The sequence below is a fragment of the Frankia sp. CcCS3 genome (assembly GCF_977927575.1).
Genome location: NZ_CDWRCL010000025.1, coordinates 1 through 15,644 on the forward strand (window position 1 = coordinate 1; position 15,644 = coordinate 15,644).

General features: G+C 70.6%; 14 protein-coding genes. 6 read left to right on the top strand and 8 right to left on the bottom strand.

Annotated elements, in window-relative coordinates; all coding sequences use genetic code 11:
• Positions 1-203: 203 nt before the first annotated feature.
• From ureG to AC08OQ_RS04315, 3 genes are read right to left on the bottom strand one after another with little or no spacing between them, the layout of a single operon-like run.
• Positions 204-932, bottom strand: a complete 729-nt coding sequence (gene ureG / locus AC08OQ_RS04305; RefSeq protein ID WP_476599717.1) for an urease accessory protein UreG — start codon at positions 930-932, stop codon at positions 204-206.
• Positions 933-968: 36 nt separating this feature from the next.
• Positions 969-2,039 (bottom strand): tRNA (adenosine(37)-N6)-threonylcarbamoyltransferase complex transferase subunit TsaD, encoded by a 1,071-nt coding sequence (tsaD, locus tag AC08OQ_RS04310; protein ID WP_476599719.1) that lies wholly within the window; start codon positions 2,037-2,039, stop codon positions 969-971.
• A gap of 37 nt (positions 2,040-2,076) precedes the next feature.
• Positions 2,077-2,580 carry a Fur family transcriptional regulator gene (locus AC08OQ_RS04315; protein WP_462187277.1) on the bottom strand — a complete coding sequence of 168 codons (504 nt, stop codon included), beginning with the start codon at positions 2,578-2,580 and terminating at the stop codon, positions 2,077-2,079.
• A 42-nt stretch (positions 2,581-2,622) separates the two neighbouring features.
• Between AC08OQ_RS04315 and def the strand changes: the two genes are divergently transcribed.
• The 4 genes from def to cobF all read left to right on the top strand — a co-directional run bounded on the left by def (position 2,623) and on the right by cobF (position 7,059).
• Positions 2,623-3,270, top strand: a complete 648-nt coding sequence (gene def / locus AC08OQ_RS04320; RefSeq protein ID WP_476599721.1) for a peptide deformylase — start codon at positions 2,623-2,625, stop codon at positions 3,268-3,270.
• A gap of 212 nt (positions 3,271-3,482) precedes the next feature.
• Entirely contained in the window at positions 3,483-4,445 is a 963-nt protein-coding gene (locus AC08OQ_RS04325; protein ID WP_462203403.1) for an LLM class F420-dependent oxidoreductase, read from the top strand.
• Positions 4,446-4,520: 75 nt separating this feature from the next.
• Positions 4,521-6,293, top strand: a complete 1,773-nt coding sequence (locus AC08OQ_RS04330) for an FAD-binding oxidoreductase (protein WP_476599723.1) — start codon at positions 4,521-4,523, stop codon at positions 6,291-6,293.
• A 1-nt stretch (position 6,294) separates the two neighbouring features.
• A complete protein-coding gene (gene cobF / locus AC08OQ_RS04335) occupies positions 6,295-7,059 on the top strand; it encodes a precorrin-6A synthase (deacetylating) (protein WP_462187272.1) in 765 nt (254 codons plus the stop codon).
• A gap of 149 nt (positions 7,060-7,208) precedes the next feature.
• Here cobF and AC08OQ_RS04340 read toward each other — a convergent pair whose 3' ends face one another.
• The gene (locus tag AC08OQ_RS04340; protein ID WP_476611911.1) at positions 7,209-8,006 is read right to left on the bottom strand and encodes a class I SAM-dependent methyltransferase; all 798 of its coding nucleotides are present in this window, start codon (positions 8,004-8,006) and stop codon (positions 7,209-7,211) included.
• Between the two features lie 152 nt (positions 8,007-8,158).
• Here AC08OQ_RS04340 and AC08OQ_RS04345 point away from each other — a divergent pair, with 152 nt between their 5' ends.
• Together AC08OQ_RS04345 and AC08OQ_RS04350 are read left to right on the top strand one after the other, a co-directional pair.
• The gene (locus tag AC08OQ_RS04345; protein ID WP_476599726.1) at positions 8,159-9,517 is read left to right on the top strand and encodes a M20/M25/M40 family metallo-hydrolase; all 1,359 of its coding nucleotides are present in this window, start codon (positions 8,159-8,161) and stop codon (positions 9,515-9,517) included.
• Between the two features lie 110 nt (positions 9,518-9,627).
• Positions 9,628-10,104, top strand: coding sequence for a hypothetical protein (locus tag AC08OQ_RS04350; RefSeq protein ID WP_476599728.1), 477 nt, complete (start codon positions 9,628-9,630; stop codon positions 10,102-10,104).
• Here the strand turns inward: AC08OQ_RS04350 and AC08OQ_RS04355 are convergent.
• From AC08OQ_RS04355 to AC08OQ_RS04370, 4 genes are all read right to left on the bottom strand, one after another.
• A complete protein-coding gene (locus AC08OQ_RS04355; protein WP_476595004.1) occupies positions 10,089-10,292 on the bottom strand; it encodes a DUF5703 family protein in 204 nt (67 codons plus the stop codon). The genes AC08OQ_RS04350 and AC08OQ_RS04355 overlap by 16 nt on opposite strands.
• A 194-nt stretch (positions 10,293-10,486) precedes the next feature.
• Positions 10,487-11,701: a hypothetical protein gene (locus AC08OQ_RS04360; RefSeq protein WP_476604577.1), complete on the bottom strand. Its 1,215-nt coding sequence runs from the start codon at positions 11,699-11,701 to the stop codon at positions 10,487-10,489.
• A 44-nt stretch (positions 11,702-11,745) separates the two neighbouring features.
• Positions 11,746-13,530, bottom strand: a complete 1,785-nt coding sequence (locus AC08OQ_RS04365; protein WP_476599730.1) for a glycosyltransferase family 39 protein — start codon at positions 13,528-13,530, stop codon at positions 11,746-11,748.
• 374 nt (positions 13,531-13,904) lie between these two features.
• Positions 13,905-15,401: an NAD(P)/FAD-dependent oxidoreductase gene (locus AC08OQ_RS04370; RefSeq protein WP_476599732.1), complete on the bottom strand. Its 1,497-nt coding sequence runs from the start codon at positions 15,399-15,401 to the stop codon at positions 13,905-13,907.
• Positions 15,402-15,644 lie beyond the last annotated feature (243 nt).

Consider the following 15,644-nt stretch of genomic DNA (forward strand, 5'->3'; position numbering starts at 1 on the left):
AGGTCACACCAGGCCGATCATCACAGCGCGATACCAATAGACGATCATGAGAGGGCCAGTTCGATCACAAGATCAGCGACAGATCCATGCAGGTAGCGCAGGGTGTATCCCACCAGGGGCGGACCTCCGTCGCCCGGCACCGGTCCCCTGGAACCCCCCACCGCCATGAAACCCCCCACCGCCACGACGCTCTCACGTCCTCTTTAAGGTTGCGACGTATTGGACGCATTGTAGGAACCGCCGCGCGGGGACAGTTCGGCGAGCTGGGCCCGTACCCAGGAGGTCACGTCCGCGGCCGTGGGGTCGGCGGTGAGCGAGGTGAACACCACCGGACGGGCACCGCGGGCCGCGGCCGCGTCCCGGGCCATGACGTCGAGGTCGGCGCCCACCAGGGGAGCCAGATCGGTCTTGTTGGTGACCAGCAGGTCGCTGCCGGTCACCCCCGGCTCGCCCTTGCGGGGCACCTTGTCGCCCCCGGCGACGTCGACGACGAAGATCTGCCGGTCGACCAGCCCGTAGCTGAACGTCGCGGTGAGATTGTCGCCACCGGACTCGACGAGGACCAGGTCCAGGGGGCCGGTGTCGGCCTCCAGGTCCTCGACCATGTCCAGGTTCGCGGTGATGTCGTCGCGAATCGCGGTGTGCGGGCAGCAGCCGGTCTCGACCGCGCGGATCCGTTCGGGATCGAGCACGCCGGCCCGGCGCAGGAAGTCGGCGTCCTCGGTGGTGTAGATGTCGTTCGTCACCACCCCGATGCGTAGGCTCGACGACAGGGACCGGCACAGCGCGGCGACCAGGGCCGTCTTACCGCTGCCCACCGGGCCGCCGACCCCGATCCGCGGCGCCCGCCCCGCACCGGCTGGCTCCGCACCGGCTGGTCCCGCGACGGCCCGCCCGCCGCTTCTCTGGAACTCCTCATGCCCGAGGTGCATCGTCGCGCTTCTCCCGTTCGAGGGGCCCGTCGGTGCTCACGCGGCATGCAGGGCCGGCAGCGCGACGCCGAGCTGGGCCCGTTCGAGGAACGCGCCCGGCCTGGCGGTGAGCTCGGCGGGGGAGGGCTCGGCGCCGGCGCGGACGAGCAGGTCACCCAACGCCGCGATCATCACGCCGTTGTCCGTGCACCGCCGACGGGCCGGTATCCGCAGCCGCAGGCCGGTCTGCTCGCAGCGGCTGGCCGCCAGCGCCCGCAGTCGGCTGTTCGCCGCGACCCCGCCGACGATGAGCAGGTCACCGATCCCGTGGTCGAGGCAGGCACGGACCGCCTTGGCGGTGAGCACGTCGACGACCGCCTCCTGGAAGGAAGCGATCACATCGCCGGCCGGTATGGGGGAGTCGGGATGCGACTCGACCCACCGGGCGACGGCGGTCTTCAGTCCCGAGAACGAGAAGGTGTAGGGCGCGTCCGCCCGGCCGGTCAGCGGCCGGGGGAAGGCCAGCGCCGTCGCATCGTGGCCGACCGCGGCCCGGTCGACCGCGGGACCGCCCGGATAGGGCAGGCCGAGCACCCGGGCGACCTTGTCGAAGCACTCTCCGGCCGCGTCGTCAAGCGTGTCGCCGAGGTGGATGATCGGGTCGCGGGCGAGGTCCCCCACCCGCAGTAGCGACGTGTGCCCGCCGGAGACGATCAGGGCGATGAGGGGATCGGGCAGCGGTTCGCCGTCGACGAGGTCCGCGGCGAGGTGACCGGCGAGATGGTGCACGCCGTAGAGGGGAACGTCGAGCGCCGTGGCGTACGCCTTCGCCGCGGCCACCCCGACGTGCAGGGCGGTGGCGAGGCCGGGGCCGGCGGTGACTGCGACGGCGCCGATGTCCACCGCGGACAGCCCCGCCGAAGACAGCGCCGCGCGCACGCAGGGCACCAGCGCCTGCACGTGGGCCCGGGCGGCGATCTCGGGGACCACTCCGCCGTAGCGGGCGTGCTGGTCCATGCTCGTCGACAGGGCCTCGCCCAGCAGCGTGCCGTTCCGGACGAGCCCCACCCCGGTCTCGTCGCAGGACGTCTCGATGCCCAGCACGACCGGGCCCTGCTCCGGCGGCATCCCCGCGGCCTCCTCGCGATAGTCGGTACCTGCGAGATTACGCCGGTGCGAGGTCCCCGTCTACGGACGGGGCCCTCGCCGAACAGGCGCGGCACCGGCCGGCAAGGGCGGCGTGGTCGGGCTGCAGGGTGAACCCGACGGTGGTGGCGAGCCGGCGCGCGACGTCGTCGAGCAGGTCCGCGGGCACGTCGAGGATCGTGCCGCAGGAGCGGCACCGGACGTGCAGGTGGGCGCCGCCGGTGAGGGCCGCCGCCAGATGGTAGACGGCCGGCCCGTGGTCGGGGTGGACGTGGGTGACCAGGCCGAGGTCGCCGAGGGTCTCCACCGCGCGATAGACGGTGGTGCGGTGCAGGCCCGGGACGATCGTCTCCGCCCGGGCGAAGACGTCGTCGACGGACAGGTGCTCGCTCGTGTCGGCGAGCACCTGGAGCACCGCCCGGCGGGCTGGGGTGACCCGCTCCCCGCGGGCGCGCAACGCGGCGATCCCGGCGGCGGACGGATCGCCACGCCGGCCGTCACGATCCGTCCGACTGTCCTTCACGATCCAGGTGTCCTTCACGATTCACGTGGCACAGTATCCCGCATGACCGTGCTCCCGATCCGCACTGTTGGTGATCCCGTTCTGCGCACTCCGACCACGCTGGTCACGGAGTTCGGCACTGCACTCGGTCGGCTGGTCACCGACATGATCGACACCATGTACGACGCGCCCGGGGTGGGGCTCGCCGCCCCGCAGATCGGGGTCGGGCTGCGCCTGTTCGTCTTCGACGTCGACTACGACCCGCGTGACGAGTCGGTGCCACGGGTGCCACGGGTGGTGGTGAACCCGGTGCTGGAACTCGGCCCGGACCCGGGGCAGCCTGGGGAGGCCCGGCAGCCCGGCGGGACCCAGCAGCACGGCCCGGAGGGATGCCTGTCCGTCCCGGGGCTGCACTTCCCGACCACGCGGGCGCTGGCCGCGCGGGTCCGTGGGGTGGACGTTACGGGGCAGCCGGTCGAGTACGCCGGTGAGGGCCTGCTTGCGCGCTGCTTCCAGCACGAGGTCGACCATCTCGACGGGATCCTCTACGTCGACCGGCTGACCGGGGAGGCGCGCCGTGCCGCCGTCCAGGCGCTGCGCGAGCCGTCGCCGACCCCGGAGCAGGCACGGGCGGCCGGCGAGTACCTGCGGTCGCGGCGCCGGTCGGGCCGGGCCGGTGATGGTCAGGCGCCGGTCGGGTCGGGCCGGTGACGGCCAGGTATCGGTCGGGCCGGGCCGGGTGATGGTCAGGCACCGGCCGGGTCGCGCCGGGGACGGTCAACGGCGGTCGCCGGTCGCCCGACGGGCTATCTTGGTACCCGCCTCGTCCTCGAGGATGTCACCGGCGAGTGCCCGTCCTCGAGGTGTCCCGTCCTCGAGGTGTCCCATCCTGGAGATGCCCCGGTGAGTGAGGAGTGGCTGCGGTGACCGAGGTCTCCGGCGGGCCGTACAAACGGCCGTTCCGGTTCAACATCCAGTGTTCCTCCCCCGCCGAGGTGAGCGCCCGGTCATGGGCCGACCTCGCCCGCCGGGTCGAGGATCTCGGCTACGCGACGTTGACCGTCTCCGACCATCTCGACGAGCAGGTCGCGCCGATCGCGGCGCTGATGGCCGCGGCCGACGCGACGACGACGCTGCGGATCGGCGCGATGGTGTTCAGCAACGACTACCGCCATCCGGTGGTGCTGGCCAAAGAGGCAGCGACCCTCGACGCGCTGTCCGGCGGACGGTTCGAACTCGGCCTCGGAGCCGGCTGGATGACCTCCGACTACTCCCGAGCCGGTCTGCCGCTCGACCCGCCGGGGGTGCGCATCGGCCGGCTTGCCGAGTCCCTCGCTGTCATCAAGGGGATGTTCGCCGACGGGCCGTTCACCTACAGCGGCACCCACTACCAGGTCGCCGGCCTGAACGGGACGCCGAAGCCGGTGCAGCGGCCCCACCCGCCGATCGTGATCGGTGGTGGCGGGCGCCGGCTGCTGACCCTCGCCGCCCGCGAGGCCGACATCATCGGGCTGAACATGAACATGGTCGGCGGAGTGATCGATGCCTCGCTCGGCGCCAACGCGACGACGGCGGCGACCGAGGAGAAGGTCCGCTGGATCCGGGAGGCCGCCGGCGCCCGTTGGGACGATCTCACCCTTCAGGTCCGTATCCACCTCGTCGTCGTCACCGACAACCGCACCCAGGTTGCCGAGCAGCTGGCCGCCGGGTTCGGGCTCACCTCCGAACAGGCGCTCGCGACCCCGCACGCGCTGTGCGGGTCGGTCGACGAGATCGTCGACGACCTCGTCGAGCGCCGCGAGCGCTTCGGCCTCAGCACGATCGGGGTCTCCCTGGACGCGTTGACCGCCATGGCGCCGGTCGTCGAACGCCTCGCCGGCACCTGAGCGGTCCGCCGCCCTCCCCCTTAGCCCTTCCCTGGAGTCGTCGTCCTCCGTCCCGTCCCTGTCGAGGAGCCATCGTTGGTCACGCACATGAAGTGGTGGGGCTGGGGCAAGGAGAGTGTCTCCTTCAGCCACAGTGACAAGCCCGACCTCGCGCCGTTCATCCGCACGCACATCGGGCTCGACATCACCCACCCGCCAGCCCAGCCACCGGCCTTCGCGGACCTGACGATCGCGGACCCCGTGCTGCCGGAGTCGCTGCGCGCCGCGCTCGTCGACGCCGCCGGTGCGGAGCACGTCACCACCGACGCACAGGCGCGGGTCGTGCACGCCTACGGCAAGAGCCTGCGAGACCTCGTCCGGGTTCGTAACCACGACCTCGGCCGGCTGCCCGACGTCGTCGTCTACCCGGGAGACGAGGGGGCGGTCCGGGCGGTGCTGGCCGCGGCGCTGGCCTCGGACGCGGTCGTCATCCCGTTCGGCGGCGGCACCAACATCTCCGGCAGTCTCGAGGCGCCGCGCGCTGAGACCCACCCGGTGATCTCCGTCGACCTCGGCCGGCTCGACCGGGTGCTGGAGATCGACGCCGACGCCCGCCTCGCCCGCATCCAGGCCGGCGCCCTCGGCCCGGACCTGGAGGAGCAGCTGGCCGCGCAGGGCTGGACGCTCGGCCACTTCCCGGACAGCTTCGCCCACTCCACCCTCGGCGGCTGGATCGCCACCCGCTCGTCGGGCATGCAGTCCGACAAGTACGGCGATATCGCGGAGATCACCAGGGCGGTGCGGGTGGTGACCCCTGCCGGGGTACTCGTCACCCGGCCCGTGCCCAGCCAGTCGACCGGCCCGAGCGTGCGGGAGATGATCCTCGGCAGCGAGGGGCGGCTCGGGATCATCACCGAGGCCACCGTGCAGGTGCACCGGGTGCCCGAGCAGCGCGTGATCCTCGGCTACTTCTTCCCGACCTGGGACGCGGCACTGCTGGCCATGCGGGAGATCGCCGCGAGCGAGGCCGCGCCGACGGTTACCCGGGTCTCCGACGCCAACGAGACGCGGTTCTCCTTCGCCACCCGCAAGCGCGGCTCCCTGGCCTCGAGTCTCGTCTCGGCCGGTATGAAGCAGTACCTGCGCCGGGTCCGCAGGTACGACCTCGATCAGATGTGCCTGTCGTTCATTGGCTTCGAGGGTTCACCCGCGCACGTCAAGGCCCAGCGCAAGCTGGTCGGGGCGATCGTCGCGCGCCGGGGCGGGATCTGTGTCGGCACCGGCCCGGGGCAGCTCTACGACCAGAAGAAGTTCGACACCCCGTACATCCGGGACTTCCTGCTCGGCCAGGGCGCGATGGCCGACGTGTCGGAGACGTCGACGTCCTGGTCGCAGCTCGGCCCGCTGTACCGGGGGGTGGTCGCACGGGCGAACAAGGCGTTCGCCGAGATCGGCGTGACCGGTTGGATCATGTGCCACCTGTCGCACTCGTACCACTCCGGGGCCTGCCTGTACTTCACGTTCGCCTACGCCTCCCCGGTGACGCTGGAGGCGATCGGCGGGTACGACACGGTGAAGTCCGCGATCCAGCAGGGCTTCATCGAGCATGCCGGCACCCTGTCCCACCACCACGCGGTCGGTGTCGAGCATGCGCGCTGGCTCGCCGACGACATCTCACCAGCCGGCGTGCGCCTGCTCACGGCGCTGTTCGACGGCATCGACCCGGGCCGCAACCTCAACCCCGGCAAGATCGTCCCAGGGGTGGGCGCCGCCCCGGGCCCGGCAGCTACGGCGGGACCGGATTCGGCGGGCCCGGCAGCTACGGCGGGCCCGGATTCGGTGAGCACGGCCGGGTCCGATCCGCGCTGAGATGCGCACGATCCTCGTCATTGGCATCGGTGCCGGCGACCCCGACCAGCTGACGATCCAGGCCGTCAAGGCGCTGAACCGGGCCGACGTCTTCTTCGTCCTGGACAAGGGGGCGGCGAAGGAGGACCTGGTCCGGCTGCGGCGGGAGATCCTCGACCGGCACGTCGAGGGGAACGGCTACCGGATCGTCGAGGCCCGTGACCCGAGCCGCGACCGGTCCCCGACGGACTACACTGCCGCCGTCGAGGACTGGCATTCCCGCCGGGCCGCGCTGTACGAGCGGATGATGCTCGACGAGCTGGGCGAGGACGGCTGCGGGGCGTTCCTGGTCTGGGGTGATCCGTCGCTGTATGACAGCACGCTGCGCATCATCGACCGGATCGTGGCGCGGGGCGTGGTGCGGTTCGACTACGAGGTGATCCCGGGGATCACCAGCGTGCAGGCGCTCGCCGCCAGCCACCGGCTGATCCTGAACCGGATCGGCGGCCCGGTCGAGATCACGACCGGTCGCCGGCTCGCCGCCGGATTCCCGCCGGGGGTCGACGACGTCGTCGTCATGCTCGATGCCGAGAATACCTTCCTGGCCCTGCCTGCCGACGACGTCGACATCTACTGGGGCGCCTACCTCGGCACCCCGGACGAGGTCCTGCTGCACGGTCCGGTCGCCGAGGTCGGCGGACTGATCGAGCGGACCCGCGCCGAGGCCCGCGAGCGTAAAGGCTGGATCATGGATACCTACCTGCTCCGCCGCCGTCCTGCCGTCTGACCTGTTCTGACTTGCTCTTGCTCTTGTCTTTCCAGAGGGATAAATCGGACACGAAAGGCTCTGGAAAGGCAAGGAGGGCGAGGAGGAAAGGTGATAGCGGCTTCTCGTCAATCTGAAGACCGGGCCGCCGACCAGGGCGGAGACGTCCGTCAGAAGTCCAGCCGGTAGAAGGCCGCCATCCGTCGCAGGGCGGGGGCCAGCGTCGCCACCGCGGCCATCACACGATAGCCCGCCGGCAGCGTCCCGGACCGGTCAAGGTCGAAAGCGCTCATGGTGGTCACGCACCGCAGGCGGGGGTCGATCGCCTCAAGTTCCGCGCAGCTGTCGATGCCCCAGGAGACGGTCGCCCCGGCGGCCTGGATCGCCTTGTTGAACCGCTGCATCCGGATACCGCGTCTGCTGAGGGCGTCGAAGACCAACTGGCCGCCGGGGGAGTGTTGGACGATCCGGCGGAGGACTGCCGTGCCTTCGTCCTCGCGGAGGTACATGGTCAGGCCTTCGGCGACCATCAGCACGGGAAGATCACTCGGTATCTGCGCCAGCCAGGACGGGTCGGTCACGGACGAGCCGAGCAGCGTGTAACCCTGACGCGGTGGGTACAGCTGCCGGCGTAGATCCATCACATCGGGGTAGTCCACGTCGAACCAGCGCACGCCGGGGCCGGGGTCGAGGCGGTAGGCGCGGGCGTCCAGGCCGCAGCCCAGGTGCAGCACGGTGGCTTTCGGATGCGTGGTGAGGAACTCGCGGGTCCACTCGTCGAAGTGCCTGGCCCTGAGCGCGACGAGGGCGTGTTCGCTGCGGCGCAGACCGGTTCTGGTGAAGTCAAAGTCGATCTTTTTGACGGCGTCCAGAGCCATGGTGTCGTGCAGGATGGGGTCAGCCGACCCGGCGTCCAGCGCTCTGCCGTACAGCGTCGCTTTCTCGCCCTGCAGGTGCGGCGTTGGCACGGGTGCCATGCTATGCCCGCGCTATGCCGGTCGTCCCGCGGGACGGCGCAATGCTGCAGCGGGACGCGCAATGCTGCAGGCTGGTTACGACTCTGCTTCACGGTACGGCCCGAATCCGGCGGCTGTACCCCCGACGGGGCAGACTAGGCGGCATGGCGAGTGCGTCCACGACCCCCCCCGACTGCACCGGTGGCCTGCGCCTGCCGGTGACCGCCCCGTCGGCGGAGGGCGAGGTGGTCGAGCTCTGTCGGGAGATGCTCCGCTTCGAGTCGGTTAACCGTGGCAACGGCGACGGCAACGAGCGTCCGATCGCGGAGTACGTCGCGGCGAAGCTCGCGGAGGTGGGCCTCGAGCCGACCCTGCTGGAGTCGGCCCCGGGCCGCACCAGCGTGGTGACCCGGGTGGAGGGGGCGGATCCCTCGCGTGCGCCGTTGCTCGTCCACGGTCATCTCGACGTGGTGCCGGCGGATGCCAGCGAGTGGCGCCTGCCGCCATTCGCTGGCGAGGAGGCCGACGGCTGCCTGTGGGGCCGGGGCGCGGTGGACATGAAGGACATGGACGCGATGACCCTCGCGGTCATCCGCGACATCGTCCGCACCGGCCGCAGGCCACCCCGGGACCTCGTCGTCGCCTTCGTCGCGGACGAGGAGGCCGGCGGTGCCCTCGGGGCGCGCTGGCTCGTCGAGAACCATCCCGACCTGTTCGCCGACTGCTCTGAGGCGATCAGCGAGGTCGGCGGGTTCTCCTACACCGTCTCCGACGACCTGCGCCTTTACCTCATCGAGACGGCGGAGAAGGGCATCGCCTGGATGAAGCTGACCGCGGCCGGCCGGGCCGGCCACGGTTCGATGATCAGCGATGACAACGCGGTGACGGCGCTGTGCGAGGCGGTGGCGAGGCTCGGCCGGCACACCTTCCCGCTGGTCATGACCCCGACGGTCCGGGTGTTCCTGAACTCCCTCGGGGAGGCGCTCGGCATCGAGTTCGACCTGGACGACCTGGAGGCGACCGTCGCGAAGCTCGGCCCGATCGCCCGGATGATCGGCGCTACGCTGCGTAACACCGCCAACCCGACCCAGCTCGAGGCCGGTCATAAGGTCAACGTGATCCCGGGCGAGGCCACCGCCTACGTCGATGGTCGCTATCTGCCCGGTCAGGAGGAGGAGTTCATCCGCCAGCTCGACGAGATCCTCGGGCCGGACATCCGTCGCGAATGGGTCGTCCACGACCAGGCGTTGGAGACCAGCTTCGACGGCGCGCTGGTGGAGGCGATGGCCACGTCGCTGCGCGCCGAGGACCCGATCGCCCGGGCCGTGCCCTACATGCTCTCCGGCGGTACGGACGCGAAGTCCTTCTCCCGGCTCGGCATCCGCTGCTTCGGGTTCTCCCCGTTGCTGCTGCCGCCCGACCTGGACTTCTCCGGCATGTTCCACGGGGTGGACGAACGGGTGCCGCTCGACTCGCTGCGCTTCGGCGTCCGCGTCCTCGACCGCTTCCTGCACGCATCCTGACCCGGACCTCCTGACCCGAACCTGCCGGTACGGCTTGACGAGATGCCACCGTCCGCGCGCGGAGCACCATCCGCGTATGCGTCATCGTTAATGCATGACATGATGGGGGTATGGCTGGCGATCCGCTGTCCAGCATCGGCGTCGGAGCTCCGGTGGGCGTCGGAGTTCCGGTGGGCGCAGACGCGGACCACCCCCCGGCTACCTACGCCTATCTCGTGCAAGCCAGCCGGGACGGCAGTGTGTGGATCGCCGATCGGGCCGAGCCGTCCGGGGGCATCGAGGTCAGCGTGTTGTCCGCGCTGGAGGTCGCCCGGCAGGTTCTGCGTCGCCGGTTCGTGCAGCTGCGGGCCGACGACAGCGCCCATTGGTGCGATCACTGGTTCCGGGCCGACGTCTGGACGGTGGGGCGGCCCCGGCAGGCGGATACCGGCGACGCGGGAGCCGACGCCACCGGAGTCGAGGTGCCGGCCGGATGGGCATTGTCGGGACGGCATCTGCAGACCCGGGGGATCGCTCCGGACGTGGTCGAGGTGCGCACGCCCTCCCAGGTCCGTTGCCAGGTGGGCGGCTGTCAGGTGGGCAGATAACCGGGCAGGCCGCCGGGGCGCCGACGGCGGCGCAGCACCACCCGCCGGGAGCCATCCGGGAACAGCCGCAGGCGTTCGAGCTCCCAGTGGCCGAACTCGGCGTGCATCGTGAGGATCTGGACGGCTGCCCGGCAGTCCGTACCCGGCGGCAGGTACAGCCGCTGGTACTCCAGCTCTACTCCATCCAATGCGGCCTGACCTCGTGGTTGCGAGCGGAGGATGACCGGCTGCGCGTGGCGTGGTGCGGCGTGGGATGGCGACCGATCATCGTGCGGTCCCCCTCTACGTTAACCGTTTCGCCATCTTCTGGAAGGGCTTCTGGAATCGCTCGCGAGATGATGCGGGCCCATGCGCCATGTACCCACCGACGCGCGGCCGGCGGTCAGGGCACGTAGGAGAGGGTGAAGGCCAGCGTCGCGTAGAGGGTCATCGCGGCCGTGGTGGCGGCGAGTGTGAACGTGAAGATCTCCCGCCGGCCGGTGACGAGCGCGGCGACCAGCAGGAACGGGAACGCCCCGTAGACGTACCGCTCGGCGGAGTCCAGGTTGCTGCCGGTCAGCACGGCCGCCAGGACCAGGGCGCTCCACACCGGGTACGACACCGGCAGCCGGCGCGCCATGACCACCAGCCCGACGAGCGCCAAGAGCAGCCACGGCACGTGCAGCGCCGTGCCCAGCTCGCCGGAAAAGGCGCCCCGAGCCGCGTCCCACAGCACTGCCAGCGGGTTCGAGCTGCTGCCGTGACGTGCCGCGTCGCGCTGCAGCGTGAACGGCGCCAGCCCGTCACCGTAGGAGTGCGCCGACCACAGCAGGTAGATGCCGGCGCCGGCCACCGGGGCGAGCACGGCGAGCAGCCGACGCAGCCCATCATGGGCGGTGAGTGTTCCAGCCGTAGGCGTGGTGGTCGGCGTGCTGGAGCTGGAGCTGGGGCTGGGGCTGGGGCCGAGCCGGCGGACGAGCGGCCAGGGCAGCCCCCGGGCCGCCTCGAGAAGTACCGGCACCGCGAGGACCAGACCGAGGGGGCGACACAGGCCGCCGAGCAGACCGGCCACGGCCGCCAGCTCCCAGCGCCCGCTGCGGGCACCGAGGAACACCGCCACGGCCAGCAGCCCGGCGAGTCCCTCGGCGTACCCCATGACCAGGACGAAGGCGGGCGGAGCCAGCGCGGCGAGCCAGATGAGCCGGGTGGTCGCCTCCGGGGCGAACCCCTCGAACCGGGCGAGCCCCACCAGCAGCAGCGCGAAGACCAACGCGCACACGTTGACCACGACCAGGAGCACGACACCGACGTGGGCGTCGGCCCCCGGCAGCTTCGACAACCCCCGCACGAGCAGCGGCAGCAGGGGAAAAAACCGGCGGCTCTCGGCCCCGGCGCCGCTGTACCCGACCTCGGCAATCGTCTGGTACCACCCGGCGTCCCAACCGAGCAGGTCGGTGGTGCTTAGCTGCGCGCCCTGCTGCCCGCGGGCATTGTCGGCGATATACCTGGTCAGCGCCAGCGCCGCACCGACCGCCAGCCGGGCCGCGAGCCAGGCGAGCACGACCTCGCGCAGCTGCCAGCGGTCCTCCCAGCGGGTGGCCGCATGCCGGCCGCCCATGCCGCCACCTACCCGATGATCATCCGGAAGGGCCTCGGTCGCGGTCAAGAGGCCCGGAACCGCAGCAGCGCGTAGTTCTCGTAGACCCTGGCCGGCAGACCCTGCTTCATGACCTCGTCCGCGAGTGGCCGGGCCTCCTGCAGGGTGGTGCGCACCACCGTGCACAGCTCCTCGTAGGTGCGGTACGACCCGGAACCGGCGAGGAAGACGGTGTGCTCCGGACCGGCCTCGGCGAGGGCGCGCCGGGCGATCGCGACCCCGTCGGCTGATTCGTTGCGCTGCTCGTAGTCGGCCCAGTCGACCCGGTCCGGCGGTGCGTAGGTCGGCACGACGTACACCTTCATCCAGTTCGGCACGGTACGGGCGAGGCCTGGTCCGAGCTGGTCCGGGCAGACCAGCATCACATCACCGGGCCGGGCGATCCGCTCGAGGATCTGCGCGGCCTCGGTGGCCTGGCTCCGCTCCCGGTGGATGTCGGAGGTCCCGGCGAGCAGACCGGTCAGGGCCGCGACGGCGACCACTCCGTGGAACACCCGCCGATCGGTGATGATCGTCGCGCCGAGCCCGATGACCAGCAGGAACGGCACGAAGGCGGTGGCGGTGTACCGGTCGGCCCAGGCGTTGCCGACCACCTTGCCCGCCGTCACCGCGACGACGAGCGTGCCGGTGGCCAGCAGGAACAGGGTCCGGCCCGGTTCGAGACCACGCAGGTCGAGAAGGATGAACCGGCCACCCGCGGGCCGGCCGGCGATGCCGGCGGCGGCGAGACCGGTGACCAGGAACAGCAATAGGCGACCCAGGGTCGTCGGGCCGCCGGCCCACTGGCCGTAGGCGTGGGAGATCGCGGCATAGCTGGCGGGCTCTCCCCAGGGGGTGCCGGTGTGGGTGAGCTGGTCGAAGAAGTCGGGCAGCCACGGGGCGAAGACCAGCCCGCCACCGACGATGCCGAGCAGCCCGAAGACCGGCCCCCGCCGGTGCGGGGTGAGGAAACGGGTCGGCGTCCGGTGACTGTGGGGGGCGCCCCGGCCCCGGCTTGCCGGGCTTGCCGGACTTCCCGGGCTTCCCGGGCTTGCCGGGGCGGAACGGTACCCGGGTACACCCGCGCTACCCGGCACACCCGCTGGGTCCGCCGCGCCCGCGCCCTCGCCGCGCCGGATCTGGCGCTTGACCCACCACGGACGGGCCAGCAGCAGCAGGACCAGCCACGTTCCGACCGTGAGCAGCAGGTAGAGGCACCAGTAATGGGTCAGCGCCAGGCCTCCCGCGCAGAGCGCCAGGGCGATCGCCGATCTGATCGACGGTGTCCGCAGGACGCGTTCCAACGCCAGCCCACCCAACGCGGTGAGCAGCACGATGAGGCTGTACATCCGGGTCTCGGTCCCGAAGTACAACGCGAACGGCGACGTGAGGTACAGCACGACGCTGACCCGCGCCGCCCGCTCGCCGACCACGCGGCGGGCGAGCAGGAACAGCGGCCACGCCGCACCAATGTTGATCAGCGCGGACAGGGACCGGACCGCGAAGGTGCCCTCGCCGAACGCTTTGATCCAGCCGTGGAGCACCAGGTAGTACAGCGGCGGTGAGCCGTCCTGTAGCAGGCCGTCCCACATCGTGAAGGCCGACCCGCGCAGGGGCAGGCGGGCGATGGCGACGCTCTGCGCCTCGTCCAGCCAGAGTGCCTGGCTGGCGGTGAACCGCACGATCACCGAGACGGCGAGGAGTACCCCCACTACCGCGGTGAAGATCCGTCCCGTACGGCCGGATACGTTCCCGACCTGGTCGACCGGCTCCGGGAGCTGCTCCGCCGGCCGGACCGCGACATCCGTCACGGTCAGTCCCTTCCGTCCACATTGACCGGACTGCGACGGGCCGGCCGGTAGACGACCGGCCGGCCGGGCAGGGCCGCACCCGGTACCAGTCTCGCGTGGCGCGCCCCTACGCCTCGATGATGTCCCGGATGGGTGACGGGACGCGGCCCGTCCCGTCACCCATCCGCTCCGTACGCGGTAATACCGGGGCCGTCCCCGGTCATGCCGGCTGGCCCCGGAAGCGGAGCGGGCGCCGGCGGTGAAACGCGCCCGACATTCCGGCGACGCCCGTGTGACGGCGTTCGAGTGGCGACGCCCGTCGAATCTGTGCCCCGGATGAATCCGTCCCGGACAAACCCGTCCCGGATGAATCCGTGCCCCGGGCGAATCCTCCGTCAGGACCGGGCGGCGCCCCGGGCCGGCGACGAAACCTCCTCGTGGTAATCCTCGTCGACGTTGACCTCCCACACATCGTGCTTGGTGCCGTCGATGATGTTCTGGACCGTGAGCATCGCGGTGAGCATCGAGTGGTCCTGGTTGTTGTAACGGTGCATGCCGTTACGGCCGACCGGGTGGACGTTCGGCGTGTTCTCGGCCAGCCAGGCGCGGATGATATCGACGTTCTTCTTGTAGTGTATGTCGTAGTATGGATATGCCTTCGGCATGCGTACGACGAAACCCTGTTCCACCTGCTGGGCCCTGATCAGACCCAGTTCGACGAGTTCTTTCGTCCCGAGCGCGACCAGTTCCTCATCGGGGGCGTTCCAGGTCTCGTCACCCTCGAAGACGAAGTACTCCAGGCCGAGGCAGGTACGCCCGTCCTTGACCAGGAACGGCGACCAGGAGGCGAAGTTCTGGATCCGGCCGACCTTGACGGCGGGGGAGTGGATGTAGATCCAGTTGTCCGGAAAACCGGCCGAGGCCGGCACCACGAGGGCGATGGTGAGGAAGTCGCGGTACTTCAGCGCGTTCGCCGCCGCCAGCACGTGGGCCGGTGCCGGCGGGTCCATCACCCGGACGAGGGAGGAGAACGACATCGACGAGATAAATTCGTCGGCCTGGTACTGGTACTCGCTGCCGAGGTCGGAGCGCGAGGACTCCGGGGCACCGGCCCCCGGGCCGTACCCGCCGGTCACGGTCGTGGTGACGCCGGTCGCGCGGCCGTCGGCGTGGTGGATCTTGCGGACCTTCTCCTCGAAGACCACTCGGCCGCCCTGTTTAGTGATCTTGTCGGTGGCGGTCTCCCACATCATTCCGGGCCCGTACTTGGGGTACTGGAACTCCTCGATGAGGGAGGTGATCTCCTTCTGGTTCCGCTTCGGTAGGACCGCGTTCACGATCGCGTTCATCATGGACAGGCTCTTGATGCGCTGCGCGGCCCAGTCCGAGGGCATCTCGCTGATCGGAACGCCCCACAGTTTCTCGGTGTAGGTCTTGAAGAAGGTGCGGTAGAGCCGCCAGCCGAAACGGGCCACCAGCCAGTTCTCGTAGTTGCTCTGGTCCTGCGGCGGCCGGATCCGGGCCGCAGCGTAGGAGGCCATGCAGCGCGCCGCCTCGACCAGGCCGAGCCCGCCGAGCGCGTTTCCGGCCTTGAGCGGGTAGTCGAAGAACTTCCCGTTGTAGTAGATGCGGCTCGATCGGGGGCGCAGCAGGAAGTCCTCGTCCGGCAGGATCTCGTGCCAGAGCTTCTCGACTTCGGGAACCTTGGTGAAGAAGCGGTGGCCGCCGATGTCGAAACGCCAACCTTCACGCTGGGCCGTACGGCTGATTCCGCCGACGACCGAGTCACCCTCGATAATCGTCACGGGGACGTCCCGTTTCACCAGCTCCCAACCGGCGGTCAGACCTGCCGGTCCGGCTCCGATGACGACTACCTCTGGCTTTTCGGTCACTGTGCAGGACCTCTCCTCAACACACACTCATGGTCACTCGGGTGGACGGACACCGGGCATCGCGCCACCGGGACGCCGGACCCCTGGGACCGGTCCCGGGTCGCAAGTGTTGCATGGCGCGAGCGGAGACCCGTCCGCACCCCCTCGACCCGACACCATGCGATGATCCGTGATACGTCCGCCTTATTCCCATAACGCGCGTCCGGGCCGCCTGATCGGGTGCGGCTCTGGCATCGTGCGCAC

What these genes read in the sequence shown, in the direction of transcription:
- AC08OQ_RS04360 (WP_476604577.1), bottom strand. Translation starts at nt 11,701, where the DNA reads ATGGGCGGCCGGCATGCGGCCACCCGCTGGGAGGACCGCTGGCAGCTG.
- ureG (WP_476599717.1), bottom strand. Translation starts at nt 932, where the DNA reads ATGCACCTCGGGCATGAGGAGTTCCAGAGAAGCGGCGGGCGGGCCGTC.
- cobF (WP_462187272.1), top strand. Translation starts at nt 6,295, where the DNA reads ATGCGCACGATCCTCGTCATTGGCATCGGTGCCGGCGACCCCGACCAG.
- def (WP_476599721.1), top strand. Translation starts at nt 2,623, where the DNA reads ATGACCGTGCTCCCGATCCGCACTGTTGGTGATCCCGTTCTGCGCACT.
- tsaD (WP_476599719.1), bottom strand. Translation starts at nt 2,039, where the DNA reads ATGCCGCCGGAGCAGGGCCCGGTCGTGCTGGGCATCGAGACGTCCTGC.
- AC08OQ_RS04350 (WP_476599728.1), top strand. Translation starts at nt 9,628, where the DNA reads ATGGCTGGCGATCCGCTGTCCAGCATCGGCGTCGGAGCTCCGGTGGGC.
- AC08OQ_RS04345 (WP_476599726.1), top strand. Translation starts at nt 8,159, where the DNA reads ATGGCGAGTGCGTCCACGACCCCCCCCGACTGCACCGGTGGCCTGCGC.